Origin of the sequence: Kocuria gwangalliensis (assembly GCF_039544365.1) — a bacterium.
Classification (GTDB): Bacteria; Actinomycetota; Actinomycetes; order Actinomycetales; family Micrococcaceae; genus Kocuria; species Kocuria gwangalliensis.
Genome location: NZ_BAABLN010000024.1, coordinates 1 through 14,276, shown reverse-complemented (window position 1 = coordinate 14,276; position 14,276 = coordinate 1). Strand labels below are relative to the sequence as shown.

7 protein-coding genes are annotated in these 14,276 nt (G+C 61.2%); all 7 read right to left on the bottom strand.

Translation table 11 applies throughout. From position 1 onward, the window contains the following. Positions 1-658: 658 nt before the first annotated feature. Positions 659-3,742 carry a type III restriction-modification system endonuclease gene (locus tag ABEA06_RS08495; protein ID WP_345311190.1) on the bottom strand — a complete coding sequence of 1,028 codons (3,084 nt, stop codon included), beginning with the start codon at positions 3,740-3,742 and terminating at the stop codon, positions 659-661. 76 nt (positions 3,743-3,818) lie between these two features. Next, the gene (locus tag ABEA06_RS08490) at positions 3,819-5,564 is read right to left on the bottom strand and encodes an RNA-binding domain-containing protein (RefSeq protein ID WP_345311189.1); all 1,746 of its coding nucleotides are present in this window, start codon (positions 5,562-5,564) and stop codon (positions 3,819-3,821) included. Positions 5,565-5,572: 8 nt separating this feature from the next. After that, positions 5,573-7,546, bottom strand: coding sequence for a site-specific DNA-methyltransferase (locus tag ABEA06_RS08485; protein WP_345311188.1), 1,974 nt, complete (start codon positions 7,544-7,546; stop codon positions 5,573-5,575). Further along, positions 7,546-9,522 (bottom strand): site-specific DNA-methyltransferase, encoded by a 1,977-nt coding sequence (locus ABEA06_RS08480; protein ID WP_345311187.1) that lies wholly within the window; start codon positions 9,520-9,522, stop codon positions 7,546-7,548. Before ABEA06_RS08480 ends, ABEA06_RS08485 begins: the two co-directional genes overlap by 1 nt. A gap of 18 nt (positions 9,523-9,540) precedes the next feature. After that, entirely contained in the window at positions 9,541-10,206 is a 666-nt protein-coding gene (locus ABEA06_RS08475; protein ID WP_345311186.1) for a DUF4391 domain-containing protein, read from the bottom strand. Beyond that, the gene (locus tag ABEA06_RS08470; protein ID WP_345311185.1) at positions 10,199-13,471 is read right to left on the bottom strand and encodes a helicase-related protein; all 3,273 of its coding nucleotides are present in this window, start codon (positions 13,469-13,471) and stop codon (positions 10,199-10,201) included. The genes ABEA06_RS08475 and ABEA06_RS08470 overlap by 8 nt, the downstream gene beginning before the upstream one ends. Before the next feature lie 4 nt (positions 13,472-13,475). Continuing rightward, on the bottom strand, positions 13,476-13,676 hold the full coding sequence (locus ABEA06_RS08465; RefSeq protein ID WP_345311184.1) for a DNA-binding protein: 201 nt from the start codon (positions 13,674-13,676) through the stop codon (positions 13,476-13,478). Positions 13,677-14,276 lie beyond the last annotated feature (600 nt).

The following is a 14,276-nucleotide window of genomic DNA, read 5'->3' as shown; positions in this document are numbered from 1 at the left end:
GAAACTTGCATCTGCGAGATGCCCTCTCATCGCGGTGGAACGGAACCTTAGACAAGTGCCATTCTTCCCGGTCAGACGGGCATCCCGTCTTTAATTGCGGCCCAAGCCCAGCATGCTCATCGGTGGATCAAGGCTAAGAACCGCTGCTGCCTCGGGCGTGAGCGCCGCAAAGTCCTCGGATGCGGAGAGGTTCGCCGCGGCGACCTCGAGCAGTCGGTCGAAAAGCCGGTCCGTGCTGTTGTTGTACCCGTGAACATCTCACGCAGTTCTGCAGAGACTTAGTTGCGCTTCGCCCGCGCCGTCTCTTTCAGCGAGGTAAGAACATCCTCGATTCCACGGTTCTTTGCAGCTAACGAAAACTCGTGTTGAGCGAGCCTTTCCTACTAGGAACACCCCGTCGAGGTGGTCTGCAGACGTGAGCATCGCGTTGATGTAGTCGCGGTTATAGACCTTGGTGCCGAGCACGCTGGTCGCTGGATTCCGCTCCAAAGTGATTCCAGTGAACTACGTCGAGTCAGCCAAGGCACGGCTGATGGTCGTGATGCCGGAACCGTTGGGCCCGAACAAAAGTTCACCGGTTTGAGCGGGCCCATATCTGCGCCAGATGCAGGGTCAAACGCAGGAGCACCGCGTAGCCGAAGGTACTCAAGCATCGTTTTCATACCCCCACGAGCTGCATTAACTCGGTGTAGTCGGTTACCACGTCGTAGGTGACGTCATTGCCGTTCTTCGCGTTGAGTGAGGCAAAGAACTTGCGGGCACACTCGATCTTGGCGTCCTCGACACCCTTGAGCTGGAGTGTCGACAACGAACCCTTCGTTTCAGCGACGAAGTAGACATGCTTGACGCTGCCGTCGGTGAACGCGATGGCCCAGTCCGGGTTGTATTCGCCAACAGGAGTGGGAATGAAGAACCCTCGCGGGAGCTTCGCGTAGACGGCGATCTCGTGGCTGGTGTCCAGTTCGGTGACAAACTCGCGCTCAACCTTGGAGTCGGTGACCACGTAGTCATAGACGTGCTTCTTGAGCTTTGACCCGGCCTTCGAAAAATCTTGGGCGGCCTGGTTTTCGGTGAAGATCGCAGAGTCGAAGCGGTCTTCGAGCGCGTCATAGGCGAGGTGCTCGACGATGACCGTGGCCTTCTGCTCGTTGATGAGCCGGGCTGCCTCGGTGATGAACTGCTCGGGGTTAAGGCGGAACTTGGCGAACGTTCCTGGCGTTACGCCGCGGAGGATCACAGCGATCGTGCGACGGGTGAGCTGGGTCTTTTCGGTGATCTCGCCCAGCAGGTCATACTTCACCTGCGAGCCCGCGCTCACGGCCTCGGTGTGTGTCTGCGTATTCTGCACTGCGAAACCGGCGCCGCTGGTCAGATCGTCAGCCTCCAACTGCTCGCGTTGCTGGCCCGCTTGTACGACGTATTGCAGCGCCGCGACGTTGAGGTGCTTGTCGAGGTGGTCGATCGCCTTGCGGATCAGCTCTCCGGAGTCGAACTCGACCTGGTAGACGGCGCGGTGGTTGATCCTGCCCCACAAGGCTTGGAACTCCTTGCGGGCGAAGTTGGCCTCGTTCAGCGGGATCTTCTTCGGCTTGCGGTCATTGGTGGGCACCGGTAGGTCGAGATAGAGCACGTCGATCACCGGCCACACGAAGTCAATCACTGGTAGCAGCACCTCGGAAGTCGGCGCGGCGAGGGTTCCATCTTCTTTTGCCTGCTTGTATGCGTCGGAGATGGTGTCGTCGTCGTTCACGTAGTCGTTCTTGACCAGGTACTTGTAGAGCGCCTGGGCGACGGCTTCTTCGATGACCGACTCGCCCGAGAGCGTCTGGATGGTCTTGCCGACGAAAAACTTGGCGCTGGCCTTGCGCGGCCGCGCGGCGAGCGATTCGGAGATCTCGCGTTGGAGACCGGTTACGAAGTCGGTATAGGACTCGTCAGTGACGACGGTCAACTCGTTGATGTCGTGCACTGTGACGGGATTGTCCATCCGCTCACCGTGCTGGTCGACGGCCAGCCGCAGGCCGCGTCCGATCTCCTGGCGGCGGGAGACGGTGTTGTCGCTCTTCTTGAGCATGCCCATGACGAACACGTTGGGGTTGTCCCAGCCCTCGCGCAGTGCGGAGTGGGAGAAGATGAACCGGACGGGTTCGGCGAACGACAGCAGGCGTTCCTTGTCTTTGAGGATCAGGTCGTAGGCGTCAGTGTCCGTCGAAAGTCCCTTCTCGTCACCTGTCTTCTTGATTGCCTTCTCGTTGTCAACGAGATGTTTGGTCTTCTTGTCGATCGAGAAGTAGCCCTCGTGAACCTGACCCACGCTGTCACGGCGCAGATACGCCTGGTACTCCTCGGTCGCCTGGTCGATGGCGAGTTCGCCGAGCACCTCGTCGCGGATCGCGGTGTACTCCTCCTCGAACATACGCGCATAGTCGCCGAGGGTGTCCTCGCGGCTATAATCGCGATACTTAGCGACCTCATCGATGAAGAACAGCGAGAGCACCTTGATGCCTTGGCTGAACAGCTCGCGTTCCTTGTCCAGATGCGCGCGGACGACCTCGCGAATCTGGATGCGGCGCTTGCTCTCCTCGGTGACATCCCGGTCGGCGAGCTGTCCCGCCACGACCACATCGCCGTTGCTCAGCTCAATCACATCGCGGTTGGCATCCACCTCGGTGATGAACAGTCCCTTGTATGCCTCGATCCCGTTGGAGACATCGTGAAGGTTGGCGCCCATGTCGAGGCGTTTGACCTGTCGTTTGATACCCGAGGCCATCTGCACTTCAATCTCGACCCGCGCCCGAGGCTTGGCACCCTTTGCGATCTCGATGGCGTCCAGGTACAGGTAGGCGGTCGATCCGGCGAGTCCCCTCACGGTGATGCCTCGCACGGCGATCTTCTTCACGAGCTTCTGGTTGTAGGCGTCCAGCGCGTCGAGGCGGTGCACTTTGGTGTGATCGACCTTGTGCGTGGCGGAGTACCGCAGCAGCATCAGCGCGTTGAAACGAGACAATGCTTCCAGCGACTTGGGCGCTCCGATCTTCTGCGGCTCGTCGATGATTACGATCGGCCGGTTGGCGCTGATGACGTCGATTGGACGGCGGGACTGGAAATCATCGAGCTCGTCGTAGATGCGGCGGTTGTCCTTACCGGTGGCGTTGAACGCCTGGATGTTGATGATCATCACCTGCACCCCGGCATCCGAACTGAACCGCTCCAGCTCGTGCAGCTGGGAGGAGTTGTAGATGAACGAGCGCGGCTTGGTGCCATAGAGCTGCTGGAAGTGCTCGGCGGTCACGTCGAACGATTTCTTCACGCCCTCGCGGATCGCGACTGAGGGCACCACAATTATGTATTTCGACCAGCCGTACCGCTTGTGTAATTCCATGATCGACTTGATATAGACGTAGGTCTTGCCCGTCCCCGTCTCCATCTCCACGTCAAGGTTCGGTGCACCTGGAGCGGCAGCGCTGGAGGCGAGCTTGGCCGACAGCGGGAGGTTTCGTGACCCCTGTACCGCGCGCACGTTCTCCAGCAGTTGCACGCCCGACAGGACGATCTCCGCGTTGCGCAGACCGGCGTCCGGGCGGTCCTCGGCCTCGAACAGAGCCGGAGCGGTCACGGGACGCACGTTGCCGGGGTCGATCCGGTAGGAGATGCCGTCGTGCTTCGGCTGCCCGGCGAAGGTCTCGACGACAGCATCGACGGCATCGGTCTGGTACTGCTGGACCTTGAACTGGAGCTTCATCGAGTGTCTTTCTTTCTGCAATAGGCGCTGTTCGTCGTCGCTGCTAGAAGGTTACGGGCGGCGGAGATGCGTGTGTTCACGCTGATCCCAGCCCCCTAGCGGTACCGCTGGAATCGTCATCCTTCTTGCGCGGAGGCTCGGACCGCCCGCTTCCGTCGCCTACGGAAGAAAGCTCCCATCGTGGCTTCGTGCGGGTACCACGGTTGATGATGACACCGCGGCGTCGCAACTTCGTCAGAAGATTCGTGATCTTAGTTGTCTTCTGCTGCTCGGTGAGCGCTTCGCTGAGTGCCGGCCGGAGCAGCGCCTCCACGTCGCCGCGGTCTGCGTGTCCCTGCGCGCGGAGGAAGTCAGTCAGCAGGGCAGCGTAATGCGCGTCTGCCTGGGGCCGGGTGCGGATGTAGCCGGCCATTGCCCCGGTCGCCGCTGCGACACGTGGAGTGATCCGGCGGTGAGGCTTGCGGCCTTCGATCAGGCCGGCTCTCCGCAGATGGCGGGCGGCCTTCTCGCTGATGTCGAGTCCCTTCTGCACTCGATCCAGCGCAAGCACATCTTCAAGAGGAAGATCGGTTCGGACCATGAGCAGCTGGGAGTAGGACTCTTCGATCACCCCGCCCGGAATAGTGAGCTTCACCTCGCCAGCGGTGCTGAGGTCGTAGTCAGGCAACGGGAGGAACCGTCGGACCTGGTCCTGCACCATGCGGTGGATTCCGTAGCCCATCTGGTCGATGAGGTTCAGCTCTGTCATCGCCTCGACGAGGAAGGGGTTGCGGTACTGCCGTGGGGTGCGCTCGTCCAGGGCGTAGTCGTCGGGCGCGCCATCGAAGAACTCGCCCACGCTCTCGAACACGATGCGGTCGGCGTGCTCAGTGACGATGATCCGGGAGTGTCGCGTGTAGTCCTGGTGCGCGATGCAGTTGTAGAGCGCTTCGAGCAGGCTACGTTCGTCGTACTTACTAATCTCTCGATAAATTAGCTCGTCAGGTGGCAGGAGTCGGAGCTGCACGTTGCGGATACGCTTCGCGAGTGCCGTCGTTTTCAGCAGGAACGGCAGTCGGAAGTGCTCGTTGGCCCGCTGCTCGCCAACGAGCTTCCAGGTCATCTGCGCCGGGTGCGGCGTCAGCAGATGCGTCGAGGTGTCGGCACCGAGCAGAAGGAGCGCGGCACGTGTGATCTGGCCGTCGCGGATCAACCGGGCCTTGGCCAGGAAGGTCGCGTCATCCCATGCGTCGATGTCAGTAGCGGGGATACGGGAGGCGTATCGCTCGGTGAACCCCTGACGCGCGCGTGTGATCGCCGCTGGATCGAGGTGAGCGAGCGTGGCGTCAGGAACCACGACCGCCGACCAGTCAGCACTGATGGTCTGCCGCCGAATCTCGTCCAACTTGTCGAGTGAGAGCGGCACCAGGCTTTCGCCGGCACGAGCGCGGTAGTCACCCTTCCACGAGATCGGGATGCCGCGGGGCGCCGCTGGTACTTCCAGAATCACCACCCGCTTGCCCGAGTGCATGACCTCGTAGACCTCACGAACGGTAAGCCCCTGGTCGACCGACTGATGGATGTGGTGCTTCAAGGTCTGGCGCTGCTGCACGTCGATGAGATGCGTCGTGCCTACGACCTGCCGAGTGTTCGAGACCCCGAAGACGAGCCACCCCGAGGCGAGTCCGCGCAGGTTCGCTTCGTTGCTCAGCGCCGAGGCGTACTCACCGGTCTTGTCCGCAGAGAACTGGCGTGCAGCCTCCTTGAACTCGACAACCTCGTTCTCCCAACCGGCCAACAGCCGGTCGAGGAGCTCGGTGAGTTCGTCGTTCGTCAGGGTCATGTCGTTCCTCAGATAGTCCTTACCTCGGTCGCGGGCGACATCTCACGGAACACCTGCTCAGCATTGATGCGCGCGGCATCGGATTCGAAGGCATCGTCGCGGAAGACTGCGCGCAGCGGGCCACGTTCGGCGATAGCTAGCACGACTTCCGGAGACACAGACTCCGCGAAGCAGGCGATCAGCGCGTCGTCGTCAACTGCGAACACCTCGCGGGCATCGACCTCGGCGCGTGTGATCTGTACTGACGGTTCGAGTCCCCAGTCGAGCAACACTTGGAACAGCAGGTCTTCTCCAGACCGGCCAGCCTTGATACTCGCTTCCAGCGAGTCAAGTCCGAGTTGATCTGTATCATCCGCCGTCCTCAAAACATCGGCCTTGTTGCTACCATCGATACGCAGCGCGCGGAAGCCGACATCAAGGTCGGAACCGAGTAGCCCCACCTCTTCCTTCACTTGCGCTCCTGCCCGACGCAGGCGCTCGCGGGCGACGTCGGCAAGACTCGTAAACCCGCGCTTGCCCCCAGTCGATCCTGGGTCGAGACTTTCGTCGAGTTGCACCAGGATGAAACGTCGATTGCCGCGGTCGGCAGCGTTGAGGTTCATGATGGCGTGCCCGGTCGATCCTGAACCCGCGAAGAAGTCGAGGATGATCGCGTTCTTGTCGCTGCTCGTCACGGCGTCGACCCAGGTTCCAAGGACCCCAACATCCTTCGGGTAGTCGAACATCTTGCCGTCAAGTAGCCTCGTCAACGCGTCGCTCGCTGGGGCACGCTCCTGGGTGACGACTGGGCGGATCGCTTGCTGTCCCATCTCGTCGAGGAACCGCTTGTAACGTGGGGTTGTCTGGTGATCGGGACCGAACTGGATCCGGCCCTCGGCGATACTCGCTTCCATGGACTCTTTGGACAGCCGCCACCCGTTCGGGTGCATCGGGACCGGCACTCCCGTCGTTGGGTGCGGAAGGTCATACATGAGGTTTGCCCGCGGGTTCGGACTCGCGAGATCACTCTTCGTAAACGCTCTGCCCGAGTCGTCGATCTCGTTGTAGGCCCGCAGGCCAGCCTCAGCATCGGGCTTCGTCCGCCACCAGTCGCGAAACAGTCCGGTGGCTCGTGAAGCATCGTGCCCCGACTCTTCCCAGGCCCTGCGTCCCGCCTCCATGACATCGTCGTAACCGCGCTTCGGCCCTTTGAAGCGCACGTCAAGCCCGATCAGCACGGCCTTGCTCCGCGCGTAGATGAGCATGTAATCAAGGCCGCCTGCCGTGAACCGCGCATCGTTCTTGCCCGACCCTTGCCACACCACATCGGCAAGGAAGTTATCGGCCCCAAAGACCATGTCGAGCAGCGACCGGAGGTTCGCATGCTCGTGGTCATCGATCGCGACGATCATGACTCCGTCATCGGTCAGAAGGTTCCTCGCCAGGCGAAGCCGCGGATACATCATGCTCAGCCAGTCGGAGTGGAACCGCCCGTTGGCCTCGGTATTGGCAACGAGGCGAGCGCCCGTCTCAGATTTCTGTCCCGAACGGGCGAGGTAGTCGGCGCTCGACTCCGCAAAGTCGTCCTCGTAGACGAAGTCGTTCCCCGTGTTGTACGGCGGGTCGATGTAGATCAGCTTGACCTTGCCGAGGTACGACTCCTGAAGCAGCTTGAGCGCCTCCAGGTTGTCGCCTTCAATTAAGAGGTTCTTCGTTGTGTCGAAGTCAACCGACTCCTCACGCATCGGACGCAGCGTCTTGGCGATCGGCGTGTTGGCGGCGAAGGCGGCGGCACGCTTGCCGGGCCAGTCGAGCCGGTACCGCTCCTGCGGCCCGTCAACCACGTGGTCGGTAAGTTCTTGTCGGAGAAGATCGAAGTCAACGGCGAGGGTCACGTTGCCCTCCGTGTCTCGCGACTCGGTGATGACCTGCGGGAACAGGTCGGCAATCCGCTCGATGTTGCGAGCGGTGAGGTCGGGTGTATGCAGGGTGCGCTTCTCCATCACGCACCGCCGACCAACGAGCGACGGTCATATGGTCTTGACCTCAGTGTGTGGCGAGCGTTCACTGAACACCTGCCCGATGTTGATGCGCTCCGCGTCGTCCGCGAAGTCTTCGTCGAGGAACACGACACGAAGCGTCTGGCGCTCCGCGATGGCTGCGGCAGCCCGAGAGAGAGAGAGGAATCGCGCGCCTCACGCGGACGTGTGCACAGAATCAACGCACCCTCCTCAACGTCGTACACCTCGAAGCCATCGATAGTCTCCTTCTTGATCGGCATCGTGAGTTCCAGGCCCCAGTCGAGAAGGACCTGGAACAGAAGGTCTTCGCCAGTGCGGTCGGACCTGACGCTATCGATCATTCCGGCGAGTTCTGCCTGGCCAAGCGAGTCGGCGACCGTACCGGTGTCGGCCATGTTCGTTGTGTCCACCCGCAGCGTCCGGAATCCGGTGTCAAGATTCGTGCCCGCGAGCCCCGCGAGAGTTCGCGTGCGGTCAGCTGCGCGACGCAGTCGCTCCCGAGCGAGCACCGGAATAGTGGGGAAACCATCACGTTTCGCGTCCGATCCGTCGGGCAGTGGTTCTTCCAGCTGAACCAATACGAACCGTCGACGCCCTCCGTCCTCAGCGTTGATGTTCATGACGGCATGCCCGAACGAACCTGACCCAGCAAAGAAGTCCAGAACAATCGAGTCGCGTTCACTCCCGATCCGCAGCAAGTCTTCCAGGAAAGGGACGGGCTTCGGGGCGGAGAAGTACCTCCCGCCCATGAGCTCCTTCATCTGCTTGGTAGCGGTGCTGGTGCTGTACGAAGGCTTGAACCAGAGCGACTTCGGCTTCTTCGACGGCAACTCGCCCAGGTCAGGCCGCTGCTTCTTATAGAACTGGTATCCATTCTTCGTCTGCTTCAGCACGAGGTTGTGGGTCTCGGCCGCGAACTTCGACTTCTTCCAGTACCAGCTCAACTCTTCGCCCTCGGGGTTCACGGGCCAGACGGTCGCATGGCGCGAGTCGAGCGGCCTGTCGTCCTCAGTCACGTACGCTTCGAGAGTTTCCGGAACGATGAAGATCGGATACCAGAGGTTCGGCCGCTTCTCTCGCGGGGCGTTTACGCCAGTTGCGCGAAGGTTGTCGGCTTCCTTGTACAGGCCGTACTCATCCTCGGACCATTCTGCGGTAAGCGCCTCCTCCTCAACAGGGAACTCGCCCAGCGTCGCGTGAGGCTTATCTCGAAGGCACACGACGATGAACTCATGCGTCTCCGCGAAGCCAAAGGCGTCCTGGTTTCCTTTGAGGTTCATCACCACAGGCAGCGCACCAAGAACGTTGTCATTCCCGAAGATTTCTTCGCAGAGCCGAACGAGGTTGGCCACCTCGTTCTCATCGATCGAGATCACCACTAGTCCATCCGGCGTGAGTAGATTGCGTGCCAACTTCAACCGGGGATACATCATGGTCAACCAGTCGGAGTGGAAGCGCCCGTTCGACTCCACGTTTGCGACGAGGCGTTCGCCCGCATCGCTTGTTTGAGCGGAGCGTCGAAGGTGCTCAGCCACCGTTGTGGTCCTGTCGTCGTCGTAGACGAGCGATTCGCTTCCTGTGTTGTAGGGCGGGTCGATGTAGATGAGCTTGACCTTGCCGAGGTAGGACTCCTGGAGCAGCTTGAGTGCGTCGAGGTTGTCGCCTTCGATGAAGAGGTTCTTCGTGGTGTCGAAGTCGACCGACTCCTCACGGACGGGACGCAGCGTCTTGGCGATCGGCGCGTTCGCAGCGAAGGCGGCGGCGCGTTTGCCGGGCCAATCGAGGCGGTACCGCTCCTGCGGCCCCTCTACGATATGGTCGCTTAGTTCCTGGCGCAGCAGGTCGAAGTCGACCGCTCGCATTGGGTTGCCGTCGGCGTCCGAACTCTCGGTGACGACGCTGGGGAACAGCTCGGCGATCTTGTCGATGTTGGCCTGTGTGAGGTCGGGTGATGTCATTCGTAGTCTCTCCACGGGTTACCTTTGCTGTTCCAGTTCGTGTTGCTTCGTCTTGAGTGTGCGCCGGAGTTCAACCTTGCGGTTGAATTGTGGCTCGGTACGGAGCTTGTGCTCTAACGCTGCGACTTCACGTTCGAGCTTGCGCACAGTGGCCAGTCTGTCGGCGACCTCTGACATTTCCTCGCCCGGGCGTGCGGTGATCGGCGTCAGCGGCTGCAGGAGGGCGGCGTAGAGGGCGGGCAGTGTGATCGCCGCCGGTAGGGCCCGCCGCCACGTGTTGCCTGAATGCCAACCGGTCGAGTAGTAGGCGCTGGTCTTCGGCGCTCCGGCTCCGAGCTGCTTGTGCGCTGCGACTGTCCGAGTCTCGGGCTGCTCGGCGGAGCGGCGCGTGATCTCGAAGATGATGGGGAACGGGATGGCCTTGTCGATGGCGCCCAGAACGGCGTCGCTGACCTCATCGGTCTTGGCATGAATCGTGAAGACCTGAATCTCGGGCACCGCTGGTGTGCCGGGGAGATTCATGGTGGCCTCGGCGAGCTTGTATGCCCAGGTGATGCGTTGGACCTCATTGATGAACTTCTCGCGCACAGCGGAGCTGACGGTGCCGTGCTCGTAGACCTTCTCTTTGGGCACTCGTTTGCCGAACCTGGCTGCCTCGGGCCAGCGGTAGAGGATGTCAGTCATCGGCGCCGCCCCCGTTGGGGTCTACGACCGCGATGAACGCCGTCAACTCGAAGTCGTCGAGGCCGGCGATGGTCTGGGTCAAGGCCGTGGTGCTGCCACCGGTGAAGAGAGTGTCGATGTCGCGCTCCTCGGTGACATCGATCATCGAGCGGATCGCGTCGGTGAGCAGCTCCGAATACTTCCCCATCTGAGCACCCTCGCCGGTCGCGGCGTTGAACGCACTGACGACATCGCTGACCGGCTCCTCGTAGGGTCGGCAGCCGGCGCGCAGCAGGTCGAGGAGGTGCTTGGCTTCGGTGTGATTCGCGATGACCTCGCCCTGATCATCGAGGTAGACGAGGTAATGTGGGTGGAGCCGGTTGCCTCGGTTGACGTGCTCATCCGCTGTGAGGTTACGGAGGGCGAAGATAACGCCAGGTCGTAGCCCCTTGCTGAGGTCGGCGGGGATCACGGCGTGGAGGCCGCGGGGCGCGGTGTCGAGGTCGCCGTGTTCCTTGATGTAGCCAAGCAGGTCCATGCGGAAGTCGTTGAGCCCGAGGTCGGTGATCGAGACCCCGGTGCGGACATCTTCGAGCTCGATGACCTCATCTTGGAGCTTGCGGAGCTGCTCCTTGCGGAAGGCGGCGTCTGAGTCCTCGAGGGTGAGGACGTTGTCGTCTGCGGTGCTAGCGAGGTCAGCGATGACCATGCGGTTCTCGACGCGTTCCTTAAGGTTAAGGTACTCGTCGAGAGAGATGTCGGGCCAGAAGTTCACGAGCTGAATCTGGCTGTTGGTGGAGCCGATGCGGTCGATGCGCCCGAAGCGCTGGATGATGCGCACCGGGTTCCAGTGGATGTCGTAGTTGATCAGGTAGTCGCAGTCCTGGAGGTTCTGGCCCTCGCTGATCACGTCGGTGCCGATGAGCACATCCAACTTGCGCGTCTCACGCGGCATCGTGAGATGGCGTTGCTTGGAGCGAGGCGAGAACAGCGACATGACCTGCTGGAAGTCGAAGCCCGTGCCGAGGGTCGTCTTCGCACCGTGGCTGCCGCCGGTGATCACGGCCGTGTCCAGCCCGGCGGCTGCGAGCGTGGGCGCAAGTTCGCGGTAGAGGTAGTCGGCGGTGTCGGCGAAGGCGGAGAACACGAGCGCCTTGCGGTTGCCGTCGTTGATCGGGTGCCGGGCCTTGTCCTTGATGAGCTGCTTGAGTCTGCGGAGCTTGAGGTCGTGGTCGGGGGTGACCTTGTGCATCTCGTCGAGGAGCTCGCGCAGGGTCTCGCGGTCGTTCCATAGATCGCGCTGCCAGGACTCGATGTCGAGGTCGTCGAGGTCGATCTTGATCTTCTCGCCGAAGAACAGAGCCTCGATGTTCGCGTCGTCTTCATCATCGACATCGAAATCGAGCCCCGCGAGCTCGGTGCTCAGGTCGGTGAGGTTGCCCGCGTGGTTGCTGATACGCCCGATCGTGTGGGTGACGGAGCCTTCGATCTTCGCCAGAGTGAGGCGGAAGGCATCGACCGAGCTTTCCAGACGCTTGAGCAGGTTGACGGTCATGAGTTTCTTCAAGCCCTGCTCACGTCCTGCCTGTCCGAGGTTGGATCGGGCACTCCCGGCAGTGACGTTGTAGAGGTCTTCGTACTTGGCGCGCCGGCTCGGGAACACGTAGGCGAGCGGGGTGTAGACGGCGAGGGCCAGTGCCTGAAGCTGCTCGAAGATGTCGTTGAAGCCGGGCACGTCCGGGAGGTCCGTGAGCGGCTCGCGGATGGAGAGCGGCGGGCGTCGTTCCGGGAAGGCGCCGATCTCGGTGGTGTCATAGAACGCTTGGATGTGCTTGCGGGAGCGGGCGATGGTGACCGAATCGAGCAATTCGAAGAAGTCGAAGTCGAGCATCTGGAGGATGCGGTCGGTGGTGCGCTGCTCTGGGTCGAGCTTGGACCACTCGTTGAACACGCGCTGCGCGTCGGAGAACACCTTCTCGACCGTCGTGGACAGGCTCAGGTGTTGGGCGAGGTTCTCCGACTCGCCCTCGTAGGCGAGCTGGAGCTGGTTCTTGAGGTCGTTGAACCGGTTGTTCACCGGCGTGGCTGAGAGCATCAGCACCTTGGTCTTCACGCCCTCGCAAATGACCTGGCGCATGAGGCGCTGGTAGCGCGACTCCTTCTCCTCGGCATAGTCGGCGTTGCGGAAGTTGTGGGACTCGTCGATCACAACGAGGTCGTAGTTGCCCCAGTTAATCCGATCCAGCCGCAGGCCGAGCGACTCACCCTTCGTGCGGGAGAGATCGGTATGCGCGAGCACGTCATAGTTGAACCGGTCGGAGGTGAAGATGTTGGTCGTGAGGTTGGCGTTGTAGTTCGTCCAATTCTCGGCGAGCTTCTTCGGACACAGCACCAGCACGGACTTGTTGCGCAACTCGTAATACTTGATGACCGCGAGCGCGGTGAACGTCTTACCGAGGCCGACAGAATCGGCGAGGATGCAGCCGTTGTAGGTCTCCAACTTGTTGATGATGCCGGTGGCCGCGTCGCGCTGGAAGTTGTAGAGGCTCTGCCAGACCTTCGTCTCCTGGTAACCGGTGCGGTCGTTCGGCAGAACGTCTTCATTGATGTCGCCGAGGAACTCTGCGAACAGGTTGTAGAGGACCAGGAAGTAGATGCGTGCCGGGGAGTTCTCGGTGTACACGCTGGCGATGTGGTCGTGGACGGCCTGGGTGACATCGCTGACCTGCTCGGGGTTGTTCCAAATCTGATCGAACAGTTGGATGTACTGCTCGGTCATCGGAGCTTCGTCGAGCCGGTTCACGAAGCTCGACACAGCGTTGCCGCGTTCGTAGCCGAGATCGGCGGTTGTGAACCCCTGGAGTTGCGTGTAGGCAGCCTTGTCATCGATGACAGCGAACTGCTGCATCGGGTTCCCAGTGGCGTTCGAACGAAAGGTGACCTTCCGGCGAACCCAGTCCGCGCACTCCCGTGCGATTGCGCGCTGGGTAAGCTTGTTGCGCAGCCTGATCTCGAAGTCGGACCCAGCGAGGCTCGACTCGGCCTGCCCTCCGGGAATGAAGAACTCGCGCCGCTCCTTGCGGAGCTTATCCGTCACCTTCTCGGTCACGAACGACGGCGACGTGAAGATGAACTCCAACTCGCTGACCTTCTCCAGCTCCTTGCGGAGCGCTTCGAACGCGAAGATCGAGAACGTTGATGCAGCGATGCGCACCTTAGAGCCCGGCGCGATTTCAGCCTTAAGATCGTCACCGAGAAGGTCGCTGATGTTGTTGATGATCCTCACGTGGCTACTTGACAATCTGGTTCAGATTTGTGAGGGCCGCACCGCCACGCCGTACCCAGTTGTCGACCTCGCTCGCCTGACACTTCCACAGGCAGCCAATCTCCTGAGCGGGCGTGCCCTTCTCGATGATCCAGGTTTCGACTTTATCCTTGATGGCGCCAAGTTGGGAGTCGATGTCATCAGCTGACAACCATGGCTCAATCACAAAGGTCCTCCTCCTCGGCCACCGCAGGGCCGAACCTTTTCATGATATCGGTGCGATTCCGGGTTCAGGAGGGTTTCTCTGGGTGTCGTACGTCGATCTATGGGAGGCCAGTCGGCAACGCACTCCTTGAGCCAAGGGATGGTCAGCGTCTCGGCGATTGAGGGGGGCCTGAGCTTGACATCTCGTATGGATCGCCGCGCACCATTCAAGGATCAGCGAGTCGAGGACGGGCACGCGCGATAAATGACCGCCTCTCGGAACACTGCATTATTGCGAACGCGATGGCGCTGCCAATCAAGTATTCGAATAGCACGATGCGTGCAGCGCCCCATCGGGCTTCAAAGCTGGTCGCAGCTTCGACATCCGTTGCTACGGTCTCTGGGAGGGCCGAGTGCCCGTAGCCTACGGTTTGGGGTGAACCAGGTCTTAGGCGTCGCCTGCGACGCCGAGTCCGCTCAGGAGGCATGGCTGACGCAGTACGAAGGGACCATCGAACGTATCAACATTTGCCTCTAGGTGTTGTGGGGCATGAGGTTCTTGTCACGGGTGCGTTGATGAGATGAGGAACGGGCTCCTCGCCACAGGATGGAAGTTCCTACA

Excerpts from the sequence above, each read along its gene's own strand:
- ABEA06_RS08485 (WP_345311188.1), bottom strand. The coding sequence starts at position 7,546 with ATGGAGAAGCGCACCCTGCATACACCCGACCTCACCGCTCGCAACATC.
- ABEA06_RS08490 (WP_345311189.1), bottom strand. The coding sequence starts at position 5,564 with ATGACCCTGACGAACGACGAACTCACCGAGCTCCTCGACCGGCTGTTG.
- ABEA06_RS08495 (WP_345311190.1), bottom strand. The coding sequence starts at position 3,742 with ATGAAGCTCCAGTTCAAGGTCCAGCAGTACCAGACCGATGCCGTCGAT.
- ABEA06_RS08475 (WP_345311186.1), bottom strand. The coding sequence starts at position 10,206 with ATGACTGACATCCTCTACCGCTGGCCCGAGGCAGCCAGGTTCGGCAAA.
- ABEA06_RS08480 (WP_345311187.1), bottom strand. The coding sequence starts at position 9,522 with ATGACATCACCCGACCTCACACAGGCCAACATCGACAAGATCGCCGAG.